Raw genomic sequence first — 19505 nt, forward strand, 5'->3', positions numbered from 1 at the left:
TTCCGCTCGCTTGCCTGCCCCTGTCCCGGCGGTCTAAGGTCGCGGCCATGGGAACCGTCGAGCCGCTGATCCGCAGGGGACGCAAGTTCACGCAGGTGCTGGACGGCGCCCGCGACATCTTCCTGCGCGACGGTTTCGAAGCGGCCTCGGTGGACGAAATCGCCCGCGCCGCTGCCGTGTCCAAGGCCACGCTCTATTCCTATTTCCCCGACAAGCGCCTTCTCTTCATGGAAGTGGCCAAGGTGGAATGCCGCCGCCAGGCCGAAGCCACTCTGGAGCTTCTGGATACCGACGCGCCCGTGGCCGAGGTCCTGACCCTCGCCGCCGAACGCATCACCGCCTTCACCCTGTCCGAATTCGGCCAGCGCATCTTCCGCATCTGCCTGGCCGAAGCCGACCGCTTCCCCGGCCTTGGCCGCGAGTTCTATGATTCCGGTCCCCGTCTTGCACGCGAAAGGCTGGTGGCCTTCCTCGAATCCGCCGTGACCCGCGGCGAACTGGCGATCGACGATCTGGAACTGGCTGCCGACCAGTTCGTGCAGCTCTGCAAGGCGGTTCTGCACGACCGCCTGATCTTCGGCCTCGACGACCGCCCCGCGCCAGAGGCCGCCGCCCGCGTCGTCCGGGGCGCGGTGCAGATGTTCATGGCGCGCTACGGTGCCAAAGCTCAGGCCGGCTGACGCCACCTCACCCGCGCACCCGGTCCCTTCGGGTCGCAGTCGAACAAGGTGCTCCGCGCCTCCAGCCACTTGCGCCAGGTCTTCTCCGGCTGCTGCGAGATGCTGAACCCCGCCCGCTGCATCAGCGGGTCAAGCTCGTGGATCGGCATTCCCGCCTCACCCGCCGCCCCGACAAGGCCCAGCACGGCATCCAGCATCGAACCGCTCGGCGAAGCCCCTTCCACAGCCGCCACAGGTGCGGCGACGCGCTCTGCCGGTCCGATGCCATGAAACTTGCAGAAGGCCTTGCGCAGCGCCTCGGGCGCCTTGGCCTCCTCGCCGATCCCGTGCACCGTGATCGACGATTCGCGCAGATAGCTCGCCAGGTGCGTGTAATCCCGGTCCGACGCGGCGATGAAGATCACCTCCGCCTGCCGCGTCAGGGCCACATGCATGACCTCGATGCACAAGAGAAGGTCGGCGGCATTCTTGCCCAGACCAGCGTGAACGAACCTGAATCCCGGCGCCGCCTGCCACCCGTTCAGTTGGGACGCGTTCCCGTAAACCCGCCGCAGCGTCACATCACCCTTGGTCGCGGCCAGCGCCGCCACCTTAGCGGCATGGGCCGACGACATGTTCTCGCCATCCACGAACAAGGCGACGCGGGGCCGAACCGCCGAGGCGGGATAGGATGGGGCGGGGAAAGACGGGGCGAGTTCTGTCATGCGGCGGCTCTGCGGTTGCCTGATCAACTTGCCCTGCGAATGCGGCATGCCTTGGGCGCTCTGTGGGCAAACCCTGCCCTTGCATCCCCATGGCCTGCATGAAACGCTGCAGGGCAGCATGCTGGCGATCCTCCTCAAGACCCTGCCGTTCTTCGCGGTGATTGGCCTCGGCTGGCTCGCAGGCCGCACCCGCTTCATGGCACCCGAATCCGCGGCGGTGCTGACGAAATTCGTCTTCTACTTCGCACTGTCGGCCATGCTCTTCCGCTTTGCCGCCACGCTGTCCCTGCCCGAAATCTTCGACCTCCGCTTTGCCGGCGCCTATCTCCTGGCGTCACTCGCCGTCTATGCACTGGCCATGGCGGTGGCCTTCCTGCGTCGGCGCGGCCTTGGCGAAGCCGCGGTCGAAGCGCAATGCGCCGTCATCGGCAACACGGGTTTTCTGGGCGTGCCCATGCTCGTCATGCTGCTTGGCCCCCAGGCCGCCGGCCCGGTGCTTCTGGTGCTCTCCATCGACCTCGTGGTGTTTTCGTCGCTTCTCACCGTCCTCGTGGTGAGTCACCGCAGCGGACGGCTGTCGCTGACCGACGCCGGCTCCATGCTGAAGGGGCTACTGAAGAACCCGATGATCGTCTCCATGGGCCTTGGCCTGATCTGGGGTGCCACCGGCACGCCCCTGCCGAAACCGCTGGACGAATTCCTCGTCCTCCTCGGCGCCGCTGCCACGCCCGGCGCGCTCTTTGCCATCGGCGCCAGCCTCGTCGGCCGCCGGGCCGAGCGCGTGGCCGTCGCTGCCTGGCTCTCCTTCGCCAAACTGGTGCTGCACCCCGCCGCCGTGGCCTTCGCCGCGCTGGTCCTGTTCAAGGTCGATCCTGCCAAGGCTGGCGTGATGATCGCCGCCGCCGCCCTGCCCGTGGCCGGAAACGTGTTCATCCTGGCCCAGCATTTCGGCATCGCGCCACAGCGTGTCTCGACCTCGATCCTGATTTCCACCATATGCAGCGTGGTGACGGTCTCGGCAGTGATCGCCTGGATCGCCCCGCTCCTGTGATGAGGCCAATATGAAGACGATCTCGGAATCCCGGTGCTTCGGCGGTGTTCAGGGGGTCTATACCCACCCCTCGCAAGCCTGCCAGTGCGACATGACCTTCGGCCTGTTCCTTCCGGCAGAGGCCGAACACGAATCCGTCCCCGTCCTGTGGTTCCTCTCGGGCCTCACCTGCACCCATGAAAACGCGATGGTGAAAGCCGGCGCACAGCGTTGGGCGGCGCAGGCCGGCATCGCCCTGATCTTCCCCGACACCTCGCCCCGTGGCGCCGGGGTCGCCAACGACGACGCCTACGATCTCGGCCAGGGCGCGGGCTTCTACGTCAACGCCACCGAAAAGCCTTGGGCCCCGCATTTCCGCATGTGGGATTACGTCGCCGACGAACTGCCGCGCCTGGTGTTCAACACCTTCCCGATTGCCGAGGAAGTGCAATCCATCACCGGCCATTCCATGGGCGGCCACGGCGCGCTCACGCTCGCCATGTCCTTCCCCGGCCGCTATGCCTCTGTATCGGCCTTCGCCCCCATCGCCCACCCCACCGCCTCGGACTGGGGCCGCAAGCAGTTCGCGGCCTATCTCGGGTCCGACGAATCCACCTGGGCCGGCCACGATTCCACGCTCCTGATGCGCCGCTTCGGCTTCGACGGCCCGGTTCTCATCGACCAGGGCACCTCCGACCAGTTCCTCGACCTGCTGAAGCCCGAGGCGCTCGCCGAAGCCATGGCCGCCCGCCGCCAGGGCGGCACGCTCCGGATGCAGCGCGGCTATGACCACAGCTATTTCTTCGTCTCCTCCTTCATCGAGGATCACCTCGCCTTCCATGCCGACGCGCTGAATGGCTGAGCCGCGGCTCCTCATCGACGCCGACGCCTGCCCGGTGAAGGCCGAGGCCGAAAAGGTCGCCACGCGCCACGGCATCCCGATGCTCGTGGTCTCCAACGGCGGCATCCGGCCCTCGCCCAACCCGCTGGTGCAGTCGGTCTTCGTCGCCGAAGGCCCCGACGAGGCCGACAAGTGGATCGCGTCGCAGGCCCGCCCCGGCGACGTGGTCGTCACCGCCGACGTGCCGCTGGCCGCGCGCTGTGTCGCCGCCGGCGCAAGGGTCATCCGCCACGACGGCGAGCCCTTCACCCCCGCCAACATCGGCATGGTGCTCGCCACGCGCGACCTGATGTCCGACCTGCGCAGCGCCGATCCCTTCCGCCAGGGCGGCGGCCGCGCCTTCTCGAAATCCGACCGCTCCCGCTTCCTCGACGCGCTCGACCGCATGGTCCGCCAGGCCCGCGCCGACGCCGGCGGCTGAGCCCCGGCCGACCCCCTCCGCGCCTCCCTCCCCCTTGTGGGGAGGGAGGGGGAGGGGGGCCGCCGCTCAACACCAAAGCGCGGGACAAGGCGGAGAGCGTCGACCAGGCCCCGCCCTTCGCCCTCGCGAAACCCCACCTCAGACACCAGTCGCGAAGCGCGATGTCGCCCCCGGAACAGACGCCGCCCCGCCGCGGGAGTGATCTGGCACCATCATGGTCACCCTTCCCGCGCCCGCCGTCCCCTACCGGGGCATGTTCTTTGCCATCGGCGGGGGGCTCGTGCTCTCGGTCAATGACGTCGCGATCAAGTTCCTGTCCGGCGCCTACCCGCTGCACCAGATCATCCTGATCCGCGCGCTGGTCGGTCTCGTGTTCCTGTTCGCCCTCTTGCGCGTGACCGGCCTCGGCTTCGGCCAGCTTCTCACCCGGCGGCCGAAGGATCACCTGATCCGCGTCTCCATCGTCATGGTGTCGAACGTCACCTACTTCCTCGGCCTCGCCGCCCTGCCGCTGGCCGATGCCGTGGCGGTGGCCTTCGTCAGCCCGCTTCTCGTCACGCTGCTCTCGATCCTCGTCCTGGGCGAAAAGGTCGGCCCCCGCCGATGGGCCGCCGTGGGCGTGGGGATGCTGGGCGTCCTCGTCATGCTGCGGCCCGGATCGGGCGTGGTGGAGCCCGCCGCCATTCTCGTGCTGATCTCGGCCCTGTGCTACGCCTCCTCCCACATGATGACCCGCCGGATGCGCGACACCGAAAGCGCCTTCACGCTGAACTTCTACGTCCAGTGCGGCTTCGTCTTGGTCAGCCTTGCCATGGGCCTCACCGTCGGCGACGGACGCTTCGCCGGCTCTCCCGACGCTTCGCTCGCCTTCCTGTTCCGCCCCTGGGTCTGGCCCCCCATGCACGACTGGCCCGCCTTCGTCGCCACCGGCCTCGCCGTGGGCATCGGCGGGCTGATGATGTCGCAGGCCTACCGCCTGTCCGAAGCCGCCCTTGTCGCACCCTTCGAATATGTGGGCATGCCCATGGCCATCTTCTGGGGCGCCGTCATGTTCGGCACCTGGCCGGACGCCACCGCCTGGGTGGGGATTGCACTCATCTGCGGCGCCGGTCTCTATACGCTCTGGCGCGAAACGGTGGTGAGGACCCGGCAGTGAAACCCGAAGCAGTGATCTTCGACGTGGGCAACGTGCTGACAAGCTGGGTGCCAGAGGTCCATTACGACCGTGTGCTCGGCCGCGCCGCCCGCGAACGCCTCTTCGCCGAGGTGGACCTGCACGCCATGAACGATCTCATCGACCGCGGCGCCCCCTTCCGCGACACGGTGGAAGCCTGGGCAGAGGCCCATCCCGACCATGCCCAAGGCATCCGCATGTGGTTCACCGACTGGCAGCACCTCGCCAGCCCCCGCATCGAAGGGTCCATCCGCCTGCAACGCGCCTTGCGCGCCAAGGGCGTGCCGGTCTTTGTGCTGTCGAACTTCGGCACGCACTACCACGACGAATCCATCACCGGCATGGATTTCCTCGCCGATTTCGACCGCTTCTACGTCTCGGGCGTCCTGGGCGTCGCCAAGCCCGACCCCCGCATCTACGAAATCGTCGAGACCGACAGCGGCATCCCGCCCGACCGCCTGATCTTCGCCGACGACCGCGCCGACAACATCACCGCCGCCGCCCGCCGCGGCTGGCGCACCCACCAGTTCGAAAGCTGGCAAGGCTGGGCCCGCCGCCTGGTGGCCGAAGACCTGCTGACCATGGAAGAGGCCGGACTATGAAGATCGTCGGAAAAGACGCCGAGGCGAAACTCGACTGGAAGGCGCTTCTCGCCGCCTTCGAGGCCGGCCACGCCCTGCCGCAGCCCGACATCAAGGATCTCTTCGTCTATCGCGGCCCCGACACCGTGCTGGACCGCGCCACCTGGATCGACGGCCTTGGCGCGCTGGTGAAGGTGGCGACCGTCGTCCCCGGCAATGCCGCGCGGGGCAAGCCCACCGTCAACGGCGCCGTGACGCTGTATGACGACGCCACGGGCGAACTGAGCGCGCTTGTCGATTTCCACCTCGTCACCAAGTGGAAGACCGCCGGCGACTCGCTCCTCGCCGCCTCGCGCCTCGCCCGCAAGGATGCGAAGAACTTCCTCCTGGTCGGCGCCGGCACCGTCGCCCGCTCGATGGTCCAGGCCTATTCCGCCCTTTGGCCCGAGGCCCGCTTCACCACCTGGTCGCGCACCCGCGCCACGGCAGAAGCCATGGGCCTGCCCGTGGCCGACGACCTGGAAGCCGCGGTCAAGGCAGCCGACGTGATCTGCACCTGCACCATGGCGACCCAGCCGCTCATCAAGGGCGACTGGCTGCAACCCGGCCAGCACCTCGACCTGATCGGCGCCTACCGCCCCGACATGCGCGAAGTCGATGACCAAGCCATCTCCCGCGCCCGCCTGTTCGTGGACGCCCGCGCCACCACCATCCACCACATCGGCGAGCTCATCGCCCCCCTGAAATCCGGCGCCATCACCGAAGCGGACGTGATCGCCGATTTCTACGACCTGAAATCCGGCAGCTTCGCCCGCCGCTCCGATGACGAGATCACCATCGCCAAGAATGGCGGCGGCGCGCATCTGGATCTGATGACGGCGGATTACATCGTTCGATCAGCAGGCTAGACGGGCGCATAGGTCAACCGGATGACCTCGCCGAAGCTGTCGTTGCCTGCCAGCCGCAGGCGCGGCAGCGGCTCGGTGAAGAAGGGGCGTCCATGCCCCAGCACCACCGGATGATAGTAAAGGCGGTACTCATCCACCAACCCCGCCTCACCAAGCGCCTGGGCCAGCACCGGCCCGCCAAGGTCGATCGTGCCCGAAAGCCTGTCCTTCAGCTCGCGGACCGCCGTCGCCAGATCGCCCGTGAGCTGACGCGCATTCGGCCCCACTTCGACCGTGCCCCGCGACACCACCCATTTCGGCACCGCCCGCCACGCCTCGGCAAAGGCCCGTTCTTCCGCCCCCCAGGCGGGATCGTCGGCATCCCAATAGCGCATCAGGTCGTAAAGCCCGCGGCCATACAGCGACGCGCTGGTCGCGCGGACCTGCTCGATCCAGTGCCGGAACAGCAGGGCATCCGGCGCAAACCGGTCGTGATCGACATAGCCGTCCAGCGACAGGTTCATGGCAAAGATCAATCGGGCCATTGCGCGGGGCCTCCCTCCCGTCCGGCCACAGTGCCACGCCCTGCGCCCTGCCCCAAGCAGTTCCGCGGCTATCCCGCCGCCCGGTCGGCAAGGCCCCAGTCGCGCATCGCCGCAACGATCGGCAACAGCGATTGCCCGCGCCCGGTCAGCGCATAGTCCACCCGCGGAGGCACCACCGCATGCACCGTGCGGCTCAACAGCCCGTCCGCCTCCATCTCGCGCAGCTGCTGGGTCAGCATCTGCTTCGTCACGCCGGGAATCGCCCGCTGCATCGCCCCGAACCGGTCCACTCCGTTCGAGATGCAGAACAGGATCACCGGCTTCCACTTTCCACCGATCAGGCCCAGGCAATGCGTGACCGGGCAGCGTGAAATGGGGTCGGGCGCCATAAGTCCGCTTTTCATGACTACCTCAGAAAATCATGACTAATTGTCTTGAATGAACTATCAGCCATGCTGGACTCATCGTCAACATTGGAGTCCCCGCATGATCCGTATCGCCCCGCTTCTTCTCGCCCTCGTCCTGCCTGGCGCAGCCGCGGCGGAAGACACCTCGCTTTCCGCCCTGAAATCCCGCGTCACCGGCCATTGGGTCTCGGTCGCCTGCGAACTGCGCCCGCAGCAGAACCCGACCGATCCCACCAAGGCTCCCGCGCCCAGCTACCTCAAGCGCGACTTCACCTATGATGCCGAGGGCGGCTTCACCGCCAACATCACCGTCTACGCCGACCCGGCCTGCGCCGTGCCCGCAGTGTCCTACGATTTCGCCGGCGAAGTCGTCTGGCACGATGCCAACCCCGCCGCGCCCGGAGCCTGGTCGCAGGACTATGTCCTGAACCGCAAACTGCAGCTGACAATCCTTGCCGAGCCCATGGCGGCGCAGCTGAACCAGCTTCCGCAGGGCGCCTGCGGTGACGGCCCGTTCACCGTGGGCGAGGTCCGCGACATCCTTGGCAAGCCCTGCGTCCTGCTCAAGTTCGTGGACGGCAGCCCCTATGTGGTGGACCACGACTTCCTCTATGTCCGCGAAGACACGCCGAACCTGCTGTTCATGGGCGCCAAGCACGTGGACGGCACCGGGTTCTACGCTCCGGACAACCGGCCCCAGGTCGGCCTCCAGCAGCCCTTGATCCGCGTGAACTGATCCACAGGCCACGACCCGCCGCGACAAATCTTGCGGCGGGCCGTCATTCCGCTTGCCTCCGGCCCGATTCTACCGCCATACTTCACCACATGGAAAACTATCCGCCCCCCCTCGACTCCGTCTTCCACGCCCTCGCCGACCCCACGCGCCGCGCCGTGGTGCAGCGGCTCGGCCAGGGTCCGGCCACGGTCTCCGACCTCGCAAAACCCTTCCCCATGGGCCTGCCCGCCTTCCTGAAACACCTCGGCGTGCTGGAATCCGCGGGCCTCATCGACACGCAGAAGGCGGGCCGCACCCGCACCTGCACGCTCCAGCAGGCCCGCCTCGCCCAGGCCGGAAGCTGGTTCGACGACCAGCGCGCCCTCTGGGCCAGCCGCTACGACAACCTCGACACCCTGCTCAGCGCCTTGGGAGGCCACGGCCATGACCACTGACCGCTTCTTCGACTTCGCCGTGGACACCGCGAATGCCACGCTCACCGTCACCCGCGATTTCGCCGCCCCCCGCCGCCTGGTCTGGGACTGCCACACCCAGGCCGCGCTCCTCGACCGCTGGTTCGCGCCAAAACCCCTGACCGCCCGCACCGCCTCGCATGACTTCCGCGAGGGCGGGCACTGGCATTTCGCCATGATCATGCCCGACGGCCAGGAATTCTGGAGCCGGCAGGACTACATCGAAATCCATCCCATCGACGGCTACACCGCGCTCGACGCCTTCTCGGACGAAACCGGCGCCGTCTCGCCCGCCCTGCCGCAGGCCCGCTGGACCGTCAGCTTCACCGAAGACGGCCGCTTGACCCGCGTGCTCACCCTCGTCGTCTATCCCTCGGCCGAAGACCTGGAAAAGGTCATGGCCATGGGCATGGAAGAGGGCCTCACCTCCACCCTCGACCGCCTCGACGACCTGCTGGACACCCTCGGCGGCACGTCAGAGCCCGCCAAGGTCACCATCTCGGCCCTCGTCCGCGCCCCGGCCGAAACGGTCTGGGCCGCCTGGACAGAACCGGCTCACATCACGCAGTGGAACTTCGCCAGCCCCGACTGGTGCTGCCCCTCCGCCACCTCCGACCTCCGCGAAGGCGGCACCTACACCGCGCGGATGGAGGCCAGGGACGGCAGCTTCGGCTTCGACTTCGAGGGCACCTTCCACAAGGTCGATCCCGGCCGCGAGATCGGCCTCACCCTGGGCGACGGCCGCCGTGCCGACACCAGCTTCACGCCGGAAAAGGGCGGCATCCGCGTCACCACCATCTTCGACGCCGAAGGCACCCACCCGGTGGACATGCAGCGCGACGGCTGGCAGGCGATCCTGAACAGCTTCAAGACCCACGCCGAACGCCTCTGACACCGTCTGCATCAGGCCTCTGTCACGCGCCCCCTCGCCCGGCCCGACCACAACACCCGTGGTTGAGCCGGCGCTCCGCTGTCCAGCCAAAACAAGAGCAAAACCGCAAACTTGCCGTCACAACCGGCCCAAGTACGCTTTCGATCTTGTGAGTATCCCGTGGCCTGCTTCTACAGTAAGCGCGAACCTTGTGTTCGAGTACGGGAAACCCACATGCAGTCCAAGTCCGCCCCCCTGGCCGCAAGCGCCGCCTTCCGTCCCGCTTGCCCCATCCGCCACCGGCTCCTCGCCTCCGCCGCCACCGTTCTTCTCATGGGCGCCGGAGCCGCGCCGACATGGGCGGCGGATGGCGATGGCGGCGCAGGCGTCGGCGTACACACGTCCGGCGGCACCGCCAGCATCCTTGGCACCGGCGGGCTCGGCCAAGGCTCTGGATACGCCAACACCAGCGGGGGCGGGGGCGGCGCGGGGGTTTTTGGGGGAAACGGCGGCGACGGCAATCCATTGGGTGCAGGGGGAAAACACGGTAGAGGCGGTTACGTTCCCGGAATGCACGCCTTCGACGGCGGCACGTCCGTTGCCGACGGCGGCGGCAACGGTGGCGGTGGCGGCGGCACTCATGCTTATGTGGGCAACCTCGGAGGCCTGGTCGAATTCGGCAACAATGGTCTCGCCATGGGGGGCCAAGGCGGCGTGGGCGGCTACCGGAACGCGGAAGGGAACAACATCGGTGGCGGCGGCGGTGGTGGCGGCTTTGGCGCGATCGTCACCGGCCTGAACGGTGACAGCGGCACGATCACAGCCGAGATTCTGGGCGGATGGGGCGGCGATGCGGGCGAGCTGAAGACCTCGGGGGGCGGCGGCAATGGCGGCACCGGGCTGCTGATCTACCAGCCCAAAGGAGACAACGTCATCACGATCGCCGGCAATACGCAGATCCAGGGTGGCAGCGGAGGCTGGGGCAACACAAAGATGGGTGATGGCGCAAGGGGCATTGTCCTGCAGGACGGCACCGGCAACAACACAATCAACATCGCCGGAGCCGTGAGTGGCGGCAATGGTGGCGAGAACCCCCTCACCAACCCTGCCCCGGGCAACGGCGGCAACGGCGTCGCCGTCGTCAACATGGTCGGCACGACCACGCTCAACATTTCCGGCAGCGTCGCCGGCGGGACGAGTTCGCCCGTCCCCGGCGGAACCGGCGGTGTGGGGATCATCGGTGCGGACCTTGCAATCCAGTTGACCGGTACGGCAAGCGTCGCAGGTGGTGGCAACGGCACTGGCGGCGGGCAGGCGGCGGCCATTGCCTTCACCGGCGGCACCAACACGCTGACCCTGAACGCCACCTCGGCCGGCGCCCCGACCATTTCGGGGGCCATCACCCATGCCGGCACGACGGACGCGCTTGCCTTGGGCGGGACCGGCGCGGGCACGATCAATTCCAGCGTGATCCAAGGTTTCCAATCCTTCGTCAAATCCGGCACATCGACCTGGGCCATCACCGGCGGGCCGATCGACAACATCGACACCTGGGTGGTGAACGGCGGCACCCTGTCGATTGCCGGCAACCTATCCAGCAACAACGCAGCCATCACCCTGACCGACGCCACGCTCGAAGTGACAGCCGATGTCGTGCTTGACGAGTCGATGCAGCTGTCCGGCGCAAGCGGCATTTCGGTGGCATCCGGGGCCTATGTTGTTGCGCCCGCCCTCATGACGGGTACGGGCACATTCACCAAGCAGGGCGACGGCGCGCTGTTCATGTCTGGCAACAGTTCCGGCTACACCGGCGACGTCATCATTCAGGCCGGCGTTCTGGGTCTGGACGGCCTCGACCCGCTGAGCAACGTCTCAAGCTGGACGCTGTCGGGCGGCAGCTTCGACATCTCGCAGAACGACGTCCCCGTCACCGCGCAGAACTTCTCCGGCTCATCCGCCCAATCCGACGTCAACATCGGCAGCAATGCCCTGACGCTGGCCCAGCCCGCCGACGCCAGCTATGCCGGCACCTTCACCGGCACCGGCACCCTGACCAAGACCGGCGCGGGCACCCTGGTTCTGACGGCCGACAGCCTCTTCAGCGGCACGACGATCATCGACGGCGGCATCCTGCAATTCGGCGCCGGCGGCACCACGGGCTCGATCGCCGGGGACATCGTCAACAACGCCACGCTCAGCTTCAACCGGTCCGACGATTTCACCCTGAACAACGCGATCAGCGGCACGGGCAACCTGCTGCTGGAAGGCAGCGGCAGCGCGACCTTCGGCACCGCCTACAGCGGCAGCATCACCGCCCTCGCCGGTGGCATCCGTCTGTCCGGCGACACCCTGGCCAACGCCTCGGCCGTCCTGGGCAGCGGCGCGGTCCTGTCGGGCACTGGCTCGGTTGGCAGCCTCACGGTGCTCGGCTCGGGCATCGTCGGTCCCGGCAATTCGCCCGGCACCATCACGGTGAACGGGCCGCTCAACTTCTCCAGCGGCTCGATCTATCAGGTCGATGCCACGCCCACCGGCCAAAGCGATCTGATCACTGCCAGCGGCACCGTCATCCTGTCGTCCGGCAGCGCGGTCCAGGTGGTCGCGGCGCCCGGCTCCTATGCGGCGAACACGACCTACACCATCCTGACCTCCGACAACGACATCAGCGGCGCCTTCGGCAGCGCCACCAGCAACTACGCCTTCCTCACCCCCTCGCTCAGCTACGATCCGAAGACCGTCTTCCTCACGCTCACCTACACCGGCACCGCCTTCGCCAGCCTGGCCCAGACCGGCAAACATGCCGCCACGGCCAATGCGGTGCAGGGCCTGGGCTTCGGGAACGAAGTCTTCGATACGATGCTCCTTCTGTCCACAGAGGCGGTGCCCGGCGCCTTCGATGCCCTGTCGGGCGAGGCCTATGCCTCGGCCAACACGGTCCTCCAGCAGCAGTCGATCTACCTGCGCAGCGCGGTCGATGACCGCCTGCGCCAGGGCCTCAGCGGGCAGGGCAGCGGCATCGCCGCCCCGGCAGGGGCGCCGGGCAACGACATGTCGCCGATGTTCTGGATGCAGGCCTATGGCGGCTCGGGCGACACCTCGTCCGATGGCAACGCCGCCCGCATCGACAACAGCATCGGCGGGCTCCTCCTCGGCGCCGACCTGGCGCTCGATGCCAATGTGCGGGCAGGCATGTTCGGCGGCGTCAGCCAGTCGACCTTCGATGCCGATGACGTCAACTCGTCCGGCTCGATCGACAGTTACAACCTCGGCCTCTACGCCGGCGGGCAATTCGGCGCCCTCGGTGTGCGGGGTGGCGCGGCCTATGCCTGGAACGATGTCTCCATGTCGCGGACCGTGGCCTATCCCGGCCTGACCCAGGACAATGACAGCAGCTACAACGCCAATACCACGCAGGTCTTCGGCGAACTCGGCTACCTGATGGACGGCGGCGCCTTCCAGTTCGAGCCTCTGGCCGGCCTGGCCTACATGCATGTCAACGGCGCAGACTTCACCGAAACCGGAGGCGCTTCGGCACTCTCGGGTTCGACCGACAGCATGGACACCTTCTACTCCACGCTTGGCCTGCGCGTCTCCAGCGCGATCCAGCTGGGCGGCCGCGACCTGACCTCGCACGCGACCATCGGCTGGCAACATGCCTTCGGCGACATCACGCCCGAAACCTCCGCGGGCTTCGCGGGCGGATCCAGCCCGTTCACCGTGGCGGGCGCCCCCATCGCCGAAAACAGCCTGCCGCTCCAGGCCGGCATCACCTTTGCGCTGTCCGACACGGCCAAGATCGACGCCTCCTACCTCGGCCAGTTCGCCGAAGACGCCATGCAGAACGCCTTCACGCTCCAGTTCTCGATGAAGTTCTGAAGCGCGGGCACCCCGGCAGGCAGCGGCACGGGCCATTGCGTCCAAGCCGCTGCCAAGACCACCCGGATCAGACCGACCCAACGTACAGTGAGGGCAAACGACAGAGCGATGCTCTCTGCGGGCAGAAGTTCGGTGTGGTGAACCCCACCCTCACCCGCGACGAGATCACCGTCACCTGCGAAGACGGCATGATCCAAAAGGTCCGGCTTTGCCTGACCAAGAACCTGGAACCCCGCCGCTGCGGCGCGGACGTGATCCGGGACTGCAGGCTGAAGAAAGCGGTGATGGAGCCGGTGCGGTAGGATGGGCAATATTGCCCATCCTGCAGGTCCAAGCGCCGCCAGCCAGAGGCGCTCCCCTCTGCCAGCAAGGGGGAGGAACGGGTAGGCGCCGACGACAGCGCCGCGCACCCAGACCCCGCTCATCCCGCTTGCTGCCTGTGGGCGCACCATTCGACCACAGGCTGAACGAGGTGGAGCGGAAGCCCCTGACGCCGCGCGAAAGCGCCTCTTTCGACCCCTTGATTCCGTTCGTCCTCTGCACTGCCGGGTTCCCGGAATCGGCCACAGGTCCGTGTCGCAGGCTCAGGCGGCCTCGGAGTAGTCCACCGTCAAGTCGACCTGGTCCAACGAAAACCCCGTCGCGTTCTCGAGGATGGCCACACAATGCTCCTTCACGAACAGCTGGACGGTATCAGTGTCGGGGTCCTGCTCCATCGTCAGGTCGCTCTCCTCGGCCGGCCCGAGCGTATCGCCATCCCAGATCAGCCCAAGTCTCTCATCGGGCTGCCAGTCTGCAATGGTTACCGGAAGGTCGTCCGACTCGTCGACAAAGGAGATGAATTGATCTTCGTCTTCGCCACCCGTCATGGTGTCGCCGTCGTCTCCGACCAGAAGATCGGCGCCATGGCCGCCCGACAGCAGATCGCTGTCAGACTCCTCGGGAAAGAGGTCGACCGCGTCCAGCACGTCTTTGCCCGGATCGCCGTAAAGCGAATCCGCGCCCCTCCAGTCGATGATGACATCGTCGCCAACCCCGCCCCGTATCAGGTCGTCCCCGGAATCCAGCGCCAGATCGGGCGCAACCATGGGATCCGAGAAATCGTCACCCTCGCCCAGGAACACCCGGTCATTGCCTTCGCCCCCGATGAATAGGTCGTCCCCGTCCTGAGCGTAGATGCTGTCGTCTCCATCCCCCCCGGTGCCTTCGTCGTTTCCGCTGCCGGCCGTCACCGTATCATCGCCGGCGAGGGCATTTACGAAATCGTCCCCTGCCCGGGCATCAATCAGTTCTGCAGCATCGGTGCCGAAGATGTCGTCATCCTCATCGGTGCCTTCAATCCGTGCCGGCTCCGGAGAAGTATCGTCATCGTTATCGTTGTCGCTACCACTATCGCCGAGAGACTCGCCGATAAACACCGCCAATGGTAGCGCAAGCAAGAAAAGAAACACTTCCATAGCTAGCCCCCCAAGATCACCACAAATATTCGAATATTAAAGTGCGAGATACTTTGCCAATCAATGTGGCATAATGCCCAACAAACAGGCGGAACGGGAAGATCGGGAGTCCGCAGAGCGACCCAGGGTGCGTGCTCGCACATGGCCACCATCCGGCCCAGCAAGCCGTAGGTCGGGGTTCACCCCGACTCACTCGCGCCAGCCCGTCCAGCAAAGATCGTCGCGCGACGCCAGGGTGAACCCAGGCCTTCGGGGCCCGCCGGATTTGCTTGCGGCAACGTCGAAATAGGCTCTCGTAGGGTGCGCATTCATTGCGCACCACCCCGCCCGCACATCTCACTGCGCGCCTGATCGCGCCCCCAACGAGCCTCGGACAATCCTTAAGTCCAAGTTAATCCGCGCTCGCAACCCATTGAAATCCCTCGCACGGACCAAGCGTCCGAGCTCGGACGCCCCATCACTCCACCTTCAGGACGATCTTGCCCACATGGCCCGACCCCTCCATCCGGGCATGGGCCTCGGCGGCCCGGTCCAGGGGGAACTCGCTGTCCATCACCGGGGCAAAGCGCCCGGTCCGGATCAGCGGCCAGACATGGGCCTCCACCTCCGCCGCGATCCGGGCCTTGGCCAGGTCCGACTGGGGCCGGAGCGTGGACCCGGTCAGGACCAGCCGCCGGGTCATCATCTCGGCAAAGTTCACCTCGGCCCTGGCCCCCTGCAGGAAGGCGATCTGGACCAGCCGCCCCTCATCCGCCAGCGCCCGGATGTTCCGGGCGATATAGGGCCCGCCCACCATGTCCAGGATCAGGTCGGCCCCGCCCATCCCCTTCACCTCCGCCGCCCAGTCCTCGTCCCTGTAGTTGAAGGCCCGCTCCGCCCCCAAATCCAAGCAGGCCGCGCATTTTTTGGCCGACCCCGCCGTGACGAACACCCGCGCCCCAAGCGCCCGGGCGATCTGGATCGCCGTGGTCCCGATCCCCGACGACCCGCCATGCACCAGGAACCGCTCGCCCCCCTTCAGCCCGCCCCGCATCACCACGTTGGACCAGACGGTGAAGCAGGTCTCGGGCAGGCAAGCCGCCTCGCGCAAGCTCATCCCCTCGGGCACCGGCAAGGCATGGTCGGCCATCGTCACCGCATACTCGGCATAGCCTCCGCCCGGCAGCAAGGCCGTCACCCGGTCGCCGATCTGCCAGCGCGTGACCCCCGCGCCCAGTTCCACCACAGTCCCGCTCGCTTCCAGCCCCGGCAGCGGCGAGGCATTGGCGGGCGGCGCATACATCCCCGCCCGCTGCAGGGCATCGGGACGGTTCACTCCGGCCCATGCCACGCGGATCACGATCTGCCCGTGACCCGGCACCGGCACCGGCAGGATGCAGGGCTTAAGCACCTCTGGCCCGCCCGCCGCAGTGATCTCCACGGCCCGCATGGTGTGAGACAGGACCATCAGCGCACCCGCCCCGGCAGACCATCCTGCCCCGTCGGCGCCTGCACCCGGTCCAGCACCTTCAACGGCCCGTTCATCAAGGCCTTGCCGATCGGGTTTTCACGGAAGGCCGCCTTGGCCTTCTCGATCCGCATCACATCCTCGATGCGGCGGTCAAGGAAGGCCCAGGTCGCCTCGTGCGCCGGACTGTCGTCGCCCAGCCAGTACAGCACCGTGGCCCCATAGACCGCCGAAAGGGTGGCCCGTTTCGAATACCAGTTCACATCGCGCGAGGTATCGCCAAGTGCGGTCCAGATCGCATCTGCGGTGCCCCAGATCAGCCTCGCGCCTTCGGCCGCATGGTTGGGCAATGCGAACAAAGCCGTGGCCCGCCGAACCACCTCTCGGTCCCCCGCAACCTGCAGCCGCAGACGCACCGCATGGGCGACCCGTTCGCGGAACCGCATCGCCGCCAGATCCTCGGTCGCCAGCAGTGCGGCCATTTCCGCATCGCCCCGCCGGTGCTGCGCCGCCGCCAGGTCCACGGCCCCACGCGGGAACAACCCCCGCGCCAGGTCCAGCGACACCCCGGCATCCCCGGCGGCTGCCCGGAACGTCGTGTCCGACCAGCCGTCGAAGGGAACATGGTCCAGCACCGTCCGCATCATCCGCGCGCGCGGGTCGTCACCTGTCTCGGTCATTGCTCTCACTCCGCCGTTGCGCCCAATCTAGCGCCTTCGCCGGCCCCCGCCATCCCCTCCAGGCTTGCCATGCCGTCGCGGTCGGCCTCGGGGAGTGTGGCTTCTTGCAGCATCTGGCCGAACCCGGCCATGGCAACCAGCACCGGCTCGATTCGGCGGCCCTTCTCGGTCAGCGTGTATTCGGTGCGGGGTGGAACGGTGGGGATCACCTTGCGGTGAACCAACCCCTGATCCTCCAGCATCCGCAACCGTTCCGCCAGGATGCGCGGGCTGATTCCCGCCAGCGAGACCTGAAGCTCGCTATATCGCCGCGTCCCGCGAAAGAGGTCGCGGAAGATCAGAGTCGTCCACTTGCCCGACAGGATCTCGCTTGCCGCGGCGATGGGGCAGGCAGGTGTGCATTCGGCTTCCATGGGCAGACTGGCGGGCATGGCGGCTTCTCCATAACTTCACTTTTGGTAACCACTTCACTTTGTGAAGTAAAGGCCTTAGTCTGCCTCGATCGCAACCCAGGAGCCTGCCATGCCCTTCCTACGACCCGTCGCCTATGTCATTGGCCTTTCGCAAATCCTGCTGGCCATCTTGTACTTTGCCGTTCCTGCTGGCTTCGTCGCCTGGCAGGGCCTGACCCCGCCCGCGGCCGACGCCGGCTATCCGCTGGCCATGCTGGCGGCAAGGTTTCTGGTCTACGGCATCGGGATGTTCCACATTGCCCGCGACCCGGCCGGCAACCTGTTCTGGGCGCGAGGCATGGTGGCGATCCAGGTCATCGACCTGCTGGCTGGCGCCGCCTATCTGGCCGCGGGACTGATCACACCCGCCACGGCAGCCCTTCCCATGGTCAACGCGGCGCTGTTCGCCCTCGCCCTGCACTGGGCGCTCGGCCAGGTCCGCCCCACGACGGCCGTTCGCGAGCGGGCAGCCTGACTGCCGCGTGAAGGTGGACAAGTGCGCCGCCTTCTGCTATCCGCCCCCGGCCTGCACATACCGTGCAACTCCAGCTTAGAAAGGTGGTGAAAACCACATGCAGGTCAGCGTTCGTGACAACAACGTCGAACAGGCCCTCCGGGCTCTGAAGAAGAAGCTCCAGCGCGAAGGCGTCTTCCGTGAAATGAAGCTCAAGCAGCATTTCGAGAAGCCCTCCGTCAAGAAGGCGCGGGAGCAAGCCGAAGCGATCCGCCGTGCGCGCAAGCTCGCGCGCAAGAAGGCTCAGCGCGAAGGCGCTCTTTAAGGCGTTCTTGCCGACACTGGGGCCGAAAGGCCCGATATGGGCAGCCCCCGTCCGCGAGGCCGGGGGTTTTCCTTTGCCACCGCCCTGCATTCCGCGCGCAATGGGGCTGAACCGGCGAACTGCGCCATGAAGGAGACCACCATGCTGATCCGATATGGCTATGACATCACCGTCGACTGCGCGCAGGACACGCCGATGATCTCGATGATGTCGGTGCGCGACGAACGCCTCGACGACCTGCGACGGCAAGAGGCCATCGTCACCACGCCATCCGTGCCGATCACCGCTTACCGTGACCAGTTCGGCAACACCTGCCGGCGCTTTGCCGCGCCCGCCGGCCTGTTCTCGATCCGCGCAGATGCTGTCATCGAAAGCAAGGCCACACCGGACCCGGCCTTCCCCGAGGCGCGCGAAACGCCGATTGCGCATCTGCCGGACCAGGCGATTCTCTATCTCCTCGGCAGCCGGTACTGCGAGACCGACAAACTCAGCCAGATCGCCTGGGACCTGTTCGGCCAGACCGCACCGGGCTGGGCACGGGTGCAGGCAATCTGCGACTTCGTCCACAACCACATCCGCTTCGACTACATGAACGCCCGGTCCACACGCACGGCCTATGAGGCCTGGCAGGAGCGCACGGGCGTCTGTCGCGACTTCGCCCACCTGGCCGTGGCTTTCTGCCGCTGCATGAACATCCCCACCCGCTATGTGAACGGCTACCTGGGCGACATCGGCGTGCCCGTCACAGGCCCGATGGACTTCGCCGCCTGGATCGAGGTCTTTCTCGATGGCCGCTGGCACACGTTCGACCCACGCAACAACATGCCCCGCATCGGCCGCATCGTGGTGGCCCATGGCCGCGATGCCGCCGACGTGCCGCTGATCCACTCCTTCGGGCCGCATGTGCTGAAGAACTTCACCGTCTGGACCGACGAGGTTCCGGCCGCCTAGACCGAAATTGCCGTGGTCTGGAACACTGTGCGCAGGGCGAAGGACGAATGCATCTGCGCCACGCCTGGCAGGCGCGTCAGGTACTGGCGGTGGATGCGGGCGAAATCCTCGGTGTCACGGGCGAGGATCTTCAAGAGGTAGTCCGCCGTCCCCGCCATCAGGTGACACTCCAGCACGTCGGGCACCCGCTTCACCGCCTTCTCGAAGGCTTCCAGCAACTCGTCCGCCTGACCCTGCAAGGTGATCTCGACGAACACCGTGGTCGGCCGCCCCATCTTGCGCGCATCCAAAAGGGCGACATAGGCGGCGATGTAGCCATCTTCCTCCAGCCGCTGCACACGGCGGTGGCAGGCCGAGGGCGACAGGTTCACCCGTTCGGACAGTTCGGCGTTGGTGACGCGCCCCTCCTTCTGCAACACCGTCAGGATACGAAGGTCCGTCGCGTCCAGCTCACTCATCGCGCAAGAATCCCCC

At 66.9% G+C, this 19505-nt stretch carries 23 protein-coding genes; 15 read left to right on the forward strand and 8 right to left on the reverse strand.

What is annotated here, in order from left to right:
- Positions 1-47 precede the first annotated feature (47 nt).
- Positions 48-680, forward strand: a complete 633-nt coding sequence (locus tag JO391_RS14530; protein WP_220661169.1) for a TetR/AcrR family transcriptional regulator — start codon at positions 48-50, stop codon at positions 678-680.
- Here the strand turns inward: JO391_RS14530 and JO391_RS14535 are convergent.
- Complete coding sequence (locus tag JO391_RS14535) at positions 668-1384, reverse strand: NYN domain-containing protein (protein WP_220661170.1); 717 nt, start codon at positions 1382-1384, stop codon at positions 668-670. The two genes, JO391_RS14530 and JO391_RS14535, sit on opposite strands and share 13 nt — an antisense overlap.
- Before the next feature lie 118 nt (positions 1385-1502).
- Here JO391_RS14535 and JO391_RS14540 point away from each other — a divergent pair, with 118 nt between their 5' ends.
- The 6 genes from JO391_RS14540 to JO391_RS14565 all read left to right on the forward strand — a co-directional run bounded on the left by JO391_RS14540 (position 1503) and on the right by JO391_RS14565 (position 6399).
- Positions 1503-2435, forward strand: a complete 933-nt coding sequence (locus JO391_RS14540; RefSeq protein WP_220661171.1) for an AEC family transporter — start codon at positions 1503-1505, stop codon at positions 2433-2435.
- Positions 2436-2445: 10 nt separating this feature from the next.
- Positions 2446-3276 carry an S-formylglutathione hydrolase gene (fghA, locus tag JO391_RS14545; protein WP_220661172.1) on the forward strand — a complete coding sequence of 277 codons (831 nt, stop codon included), beginning with the start codon at positions 2446-2448 and terminating at the stop codon, positions 3274-3276.
- Complete coding sequence (locus tag JO391_RS14550; protein WP_220661173.1) at positions 3269-3736, forward strand: YaiI/YqxD family protein; 468 nt, start codon at positions 3269-3271, stop codon at positions 3734-3736. The genes fghA and JO391_RS14550 overlap by 8 nt, the downstream gene beginning before the upstream one ends.
- A gap of 214 nt (positions 3737-3950) precedes the next feature.
- Positions 3951-4892: a DMT family transporter gene (locus JO391_RS14555; RefSeq protein WP_220661174.1), complete on the forward strand. Its 942-nt coding sequence runs from the start codon at positions 3951-3953 to the stop codon at positions 4890-4892.
- Complete coding sequence (locus tag JO391_RS14560; RefSeq protein ID WP_220661175.1) at positions 4889-5512, forward strand: HAD family hydrolase; 624 nt, start codon at positions 4889-4891, stop codon at positions 5510-5512. The genes JO391_RS14555 and JO391_RS14560 overlap by 4 nt, the downstream gene beginning before the upstream one ends.
- A complete protein-coding gene (locus tag JO391_RS14565) occupies positions 5509-6399 on the forward strand; it encodes an ornithine cyclodeaminase family protein (RefSeq protein ID WP_220661176.1) in 891 nt (296 codons plus the stop codon). The genes JO391_RS14560 and JO391_RS14565 overlap by 4 nt, the downstream gene beginning before the upstream one ends.
- On the opposite strand, the gene JO391_RS14570 is transcribed toward JO391_RS14565, so the two are convergent.
- Positions 6396-6923 (reverse strand): dihydrofolate reductase family protein, encoded by a 528-nt coding sequence (locus JO391_RS14570; protein ID WP_220661177.1) that lies wholly within the window; start codon positions 6921-6923, stop codon positions 6396-6398. The two genes, JO391_RS14565 and JO391_RS14570, sit on opposite strands and share 4 nt — an antisense overlap.
- Before the next feature lie 68 nt (positions 6924-6991).
- Entirely contained in the window at positions 6992-7327 is a 336-nt protein-coding gene (locus tag JO391_RS14575) for a winged helix-turn-helix transcriptional regulator (protein ID WP_220661178.1), read from the reverse strand.
- 82 nt (positions 7328-7409) lie between these two features.
- On the opposite strand from JO391_RS14575, the gene JO391_RS14580 reads away from it, so the two are divergent.
- From JO391_RS14580 to JO391_RS14600, 5 genes are all read left to right on the forward strand, one after another.
- The gene (locus tag JO391_RS14580; protein WP_220661179.1) at positions 7410-8066 is read left to right on the forward strand and encodes a hypothetical protein; all 657 of its coding nucleotides are present in this window, start codon (positions 7410-7412) and stop codon (positions 8064-8066) included.
- 89 nt (positions 8067-8155) lie between these two features.
- Positions 8156-8500 carry an ArsR/SmtB family transcription factor gene (locus JO391_RS14585; protein WP_220661180.1) on the forward strand — a complete coding sequence of 115 codons (345 nt, stop codon included), beginning with the start codon at positions 8156-8158 and terminating at the stop codon, positions 8498-8500.
- Positions 8490-9410 carry an SRPBCC domain-containing protein gene (locus JO391_RS21565; RefSeq protein WP_259444709.1) on the forward strand — a complete coding sequence of 307 codons (921 nt, stop codon included), beginning with the start codon at positions 8490-8492 and terminating at the stop codon, positions 9408-9410. The genes JO391_RS14585 and JO391_RS21565 overlap by 11 nt, the downstream gene beginning before the upstream one ends.
- Positions 9411-9623: 213 nt before the next feature.
- A complete protein-coding gene (locus tag JO391_RS14595; RefSeq protein ID WP_220661181.1) occupies positions 9624-13265 on the forward strand; it encodes an autotransporter outer membrane beta-barrel domain-containing protein in 3642 nt (1213 codons plus the stop codon).
- Positions 13266-13402: 137 nt separating this feature from the next.
- Positions 13403-13567 carry a ribonuclease T2 family protein gene (locus tag JO391_RS14600; RefSeq protein WP_220661182.1) on the forward strand — a complete coding sequence of 55 codons (165 nt, stop codon included), beginning with the start codon at positions 13403-13405 and terminating at the stop codon, positions 13565-13567.
- Positions 13568-13849: 282 nt separating this feature from the next.
- Here the strand turns inward: JO391_RS14600 and JO391_RS14605 are convergent, their stop codons facing one another.
- The 4 genes from JO391_RS14605 to JO391_RS14620 all read right to left on the reverse strand — a co-directional run bounded on the left by JO391_RS14605 (position 13850) and on the right by JO391_RS14620 (position 17280).
- Positions 13850-14722: a calcium-binding protein gene (locus JO391_RS14605; protein WP_220661183.1), complete on the reverse strand. Its 873-nt coding sequence runs from the start codon at positions 14720-14722 to the stop codon at positions 13850-13852.
- A gap of 457 nt (positions 14723-15179) precedes the next feature.
- Positions 15180-16169 carry an NAD(P)H-quinone oxidoreductase gene (locus JO391_RS14610; RefSeq protein WP_220661184.1) on the reverse strand — a complete coding sequence of 330 codons (990 nt, stop codon included), beginning with the start codon at positions 16167-16169 and terminating at the stop codon, positions 15180-15182.
- A complete protein-coding gene (locus tag JO391_RS14615) occupies positions 16169-16849 on the reverse strand; it encodes a COQ9 family protein (RefSeq protein WP_220661185.1) in 681 nt (226 codons plus the stop codon). The genes JO391_RS14610 and JO391_RS14615 overlap by 1 nt, the downstream gene beginning before the upstream one ends.
- A gap of 5 nt (positions 16850-16854) precedes the next feature.
- On the reverse strand, positions 16855-17280 hold the full coding sequence (locus JO391_RS14620; protein ID WP_220661186.1) for a winged helix-turn-helix transcriptional regulator: 426 nt from the start codon (positions 17278-17280) through the stop codon (positions 16855-16857).
- Between the two features lie 91 nt (positions 17281-17371).
- Here JO391_RS14620 and JO391_RS14625 point away from each other — a divergent pair, with 91 nt between their 5' ends.
- The 3 genes from JO391_RS14625 (at position 17372) to JO391_RS14635 (ending at position 19031) form a co-directional block, all read left to right on the forward strand.
- Positions 17372-17776: a hypothetical protein gene (locus JO391_RS14625; protein WP_220661187.1), complete on the forward strand. Its 405-nt coding sequence runs from the start codon at positions 17372-17374 to the stop codon at positions 17774-17776.
- Between the two features lie 97 nt (positions 17777-17873).
- A complete protein-coding gene (gene rpsU, locus JO391_RS14630; RefSeq protein WP_082400860.1) occupies positions 17874-18080 on the forward strand; it encodes a 30S ribosomal protein S21 in 207 nt (68 codons plus the stop codon).
- Positions 18081-18221: 141 nt separating this feature from the next.
- Positions 18222-19031 (forward strand): transglutaminase-like domain-containing protein, encoded by an 810-nt coding sequence (locus JO391_RS14635; protein ID WP_220661188.1) that lies wholly within the window; start codon positions 18222-18224, stop codon positions 19029-19031.
- Here the strand turns inward: JO391_RS14635 and JO391_RS14640 are convergent.
- Positions 19028-19489, reverse strand: a complete 462-nt coding sequence (locus JO391_RS14640; RefSeq protein WP_220661189.1) for an Lrp/AsnC family transcriptional regulator — start codon at positions 19487-19489, stop codon at positions 19028-19030. The two genes, JO391_RS14635 and JO391_RS14640, sit on opposite strands and share 4 nt — an antisense overlap.
- Positions 19490-19505 lie beyond the last annotated feature (16 nt).

Source organism: Neotabrizicola shimadae, from assembly GCF_019623905.1.
GTDB classification, from domain to species: Bacteria; Pseudomonadota; Alphaproteobacteria; order Rhodobacterales; family Rhodobacteraceae; genus Neotabrizicola; species Neotabrizicola shimadae.

What these genes read in the sequence shown, in the direction of transcription:
- JO391_RS14530 (WP_220661169.1), top strand. Translation starts at nt 48, where the DNA reads ATGGGAACCGTCGAGCCGCTGATCCGCAGGGGACGCAAGTTCACGCAG.
- JO391_RS14535 (WP_220661170.1), bottom strand. Translation starts at nt 1,384, where the DNA reads ATGACAGAACTCGCCCCGTCTTTCCCCGCCCCATCCTATCCCGCCTCG.
- JO391_RS14540 (WP_220661171.1), top strand. Translation starts at nt 1,503, where the DNA reads ATGCTGGCGATCCTCCTCAAGACCCTGCCGTTCTTCGCGGTGATTGGC.
- fghA (WP_220661172.1), top strand. Translation starts at nt 2,446, where the DNA reads ATGAAGACGATCTCGGAATCCCGGTGCTTCGGCGGTGTTCAGGGGGTC.
- JO391_RS14550 (WP_220661173.1), top strand. Translation starts at nt 3,269, where the DNA reads ATGGCTGAGCCGCGGCTCCTCATCGACGCCGACGCCTGCCCGGTGAAG.
- JO391_RS14555 (WP_220661174.1), top strand. Translation starts at nt 3,951, where the DNA reads ATGGTCACCCTTCCCGCGCCCGCCGTCCCCTACCGGGGCATGTTCTTT.
- JO391_RS14565 (WP_220661176.1), top strand. Translation starts at nt 5,509, where the DNA reads ATGAAGATCGTCGGAAAAGACGCCGAGGCGAAACTCGACTGGAAGGCG.
- JO391_RS14570 (WP_220661177.1), bottom strand. Translation starts at nt 6,923, where the DNA reads ATGGCCCGATTGATCTTTGCCATGAACCTGTCGCTGGACGGCTATGTC.
- JO391_RS14575 (WP_220661178.1), bottom strand. Translation starts at nt 7,327, where the DNA reads ATGAAAAGCGGACTTATGGCGCCCGACCCCATTTCACGCTGCCCGGTC.
- JO391_RS14580 (WP_220661179.1), top strand. Translation starts at nt 7,410, where the DNA reads ATGATCCGTATCGCCCCGCTTCTTCTCGCCCTCGTCCTGCCTGGCGCA.
- JO391_RS14585 (WP_220661180.1), top strand. Translation starts at nt 8,156, where the DNA reads ATGGAAAACTATCCGCCCCCCCTCGACTCCGTCTTCCACGCCCTCGCC.
- JO391_RS21565 (WP_259444709.1), top strand. Translation starts at nt 8,490, where the DNA reads ATGACCACTGACCGCTTCTTCGACTTCGCCGTGGACACCGCGAATGCC.
- JO391_RS14595 (WP_220661181.1), top strand. Translation starts at nt 9,624, where the DNA reads ATGCAGTCCAAGTCCGCCCCCCTGGCCGCAAGCGCCGCCTTCCGTCCC.
- JO391_RS14605 (WP_220661183.1), bottom strand. Translation starts at nt 14,722, where the DNA reads ATGGAAGTGTTTCTTTTCTTGCTTGCGCTACCATTGGCGGTGTTTATC.
- JO391_RS14610 (WP_220661184.1), bottom strand. Translation starts at nt 16,169, where the DNA reads ATGGTCCTGTCTCACACCATGCGGGCCGTGGAGATCACTGCGGCGGGC.
- JO391_RS14615 (WP_220661185.1), bottom strand. Translation starts at nt 16,849, where the DNA reads ATGACCGAGACAGGTGACGACCCGCGCGCGCGGATGATGCGGACGGTG.
- JO391_RS14620 (WP_220661186.1), bottom strand. Translation starts at nt 17,280, where the DNA reads ATGCCCGCCAGTCTGCCCATGGAAGCCGAATGCACACCTGCCTGCCCC.
- JO391_RS14625 (WP_220661187.1), top strand. Translation starts at nt 17,372, where the DNA reads ATGCCCTTCCTACGACCCGTCGCCTATGTCATTGGCCTTTCGCAAATC.
- rpsU (WP_082400860.1), top strand. Translation starts at nt 17,874, where the DNA reads ATGCAGGTCAGCGTTCGTGACAACAACGTCGAACAGGCCCTCCGGGCT.
- JO391_RS14635 (WP_220661188.1), top strand. Translation starts at nt 18,222, where the DNA reads ATGCTGATCCGATATGGCTATGACATCACCGTCGACTGCGCGCAGGAC.
- JO391_RS14640 (WP_220661189.1), bottom strand. Translation starts at nt 19,489, where the DNA reads ATGAGTGAGCTGGACGCGACGGACCTTCGTATCCTGACGGTGTTGCAG.